This is a genomic window from Prevotella sp. TF12-30, from assembly GCF_003436715.1.
Lineage (GTDB): Bacteria > Bacteroidota > Bacteroidia > Bacteroidales > Bacteroidaceae > Prevotella > Prevotella copri_A.
In genome coordinates this window covers 1-987 of sequence record NZ_QSQJ01000117.1, presented here as the reverse complement: position 1 = coordinate 987, position 987 = coordinate 1, and the positions used below count along the sequence as shown (strand labels likewise).

The following is a 987-nucleotide window of genomic DNA, read 5'->3' as shown; positions in this document are numbered from 1 at the left end:
CATAGTATTAACTTAGAAAAAAGAAAAGTATGGGATTCATCGTATTCGAGGAAGAGGCATTCAACTATCTTGATGCCCAGTTGGAGAACTTCGTGAAGCGCATGGACAGAATCCGTGAGCGCAGTGAGGACAAGACCATGAACAAGTGGCTCGACACGCAGGACGTGTGTCAGACGCTCAACATCTGCCCACGGACAGTGCAGACGCTTCGGGACAACGGAACTTTGGCTTATACGCAAATCAGCCACAAGACCTACTACAAGCCGGAGGACGTGATGGCTATCGTAGCAGTAGTGGAGGACAAGAAAAAGGACATGCGCTTTCGCAAGCGCACAGGTTAGGCTGTCAATATACAACAGCCACTTAATCCAAAGCAGCAAGTAAACCGAGTAACGTAAGTATCAACAATAAAACGAGACAACTATGAGCAATGAAGTAATGACAAGAAACAGCGAGTGGATGAACCACATCGTGAACCACCTCAACCGAATGGTTGACAATTTTGAACGTGCCGTGATGAACTACCGCCCCATGCTTGGTGGTGAGCGCTTCATGATGGACAAGGAGCTTTGTGCCAGGCTGCAACTGAGCCGAAGAACTCTGCAGGACTCCCGAAACAACGGTGTCATCCCGTATATCCAGCTTGGCGGAAAGATACTCTACCGCGAGTCCGACATTCAGAAGATTCTGATGGCTAACTATCGTGAAGCGTACAGAATGAAAGGTGTGTAGGAGAATGTCCTTGATGAGTGTGTAAAATGAACAAGGCGACAACGTATAACTTACCGAGTGTGGCTGTTATAGGTTGTCGCCTCGTTTTATTGGCTATACCTATTCTGATGGCTAACTATCGTGAGGCGTACAGAATGAAGGGCTTGTAGGAGAAATACATGTCCTTGATGAGTGGGGTGAAATGAACAAGGCGACAACGTATAACTTACCGAGCGTGGCTGTTATAGGTTGTCGCCTCGTTTTATTGGCTATACC

The 987-nt window shown here is 47.2% G+C and carries 2 protein-coding genes; both read left to right on the top strand.

Going from position 1 to position 987, the window contains the following annotated elements:
* Positions 1-29: 29 nt before the first annotated feature.
* Positions 30-341 (top strand): helix-turn-helix domain-containing protein, encoded by a 312-nt coding sequence (locus tag DXD25_RS16350; RefSeq protein ID WP_008656559.1) that lies wholly within the window; start codon positions 30-32, stop codon positions 339-341.
* A gap of 82 nt (positions 342-423) precedes the next feature.
* Positions 424-732 (top strand): helix-turn-helix domain-containing protein, encoded by a 309-nt coding sequence (locus tag DXD25_RS16345; RefSeq protein WP_117664393.1) that lies wholly within the window; start codon positions 424-426, stop codon positions 730-732.
* Positions 733-987 lie beyond the last annotated feature (255 nt).

Excerpts from the sequence above, each read along its gene's own strand:
- DXD25_RS16350 (WP_008656559.1), top strand. The coding sequence starts at position 30 with ATGGGATTCATCGTATTCGAGGAAGAGGCATTCAACTATCTTGATGCC.
- DXD25_RS16345 (WP_117664393.1), top strand. The coding sequence starts at position 424 with ATGAGCAATGAAGTAATGACAAGAAACAGCGAGTGGATGAACCACATC.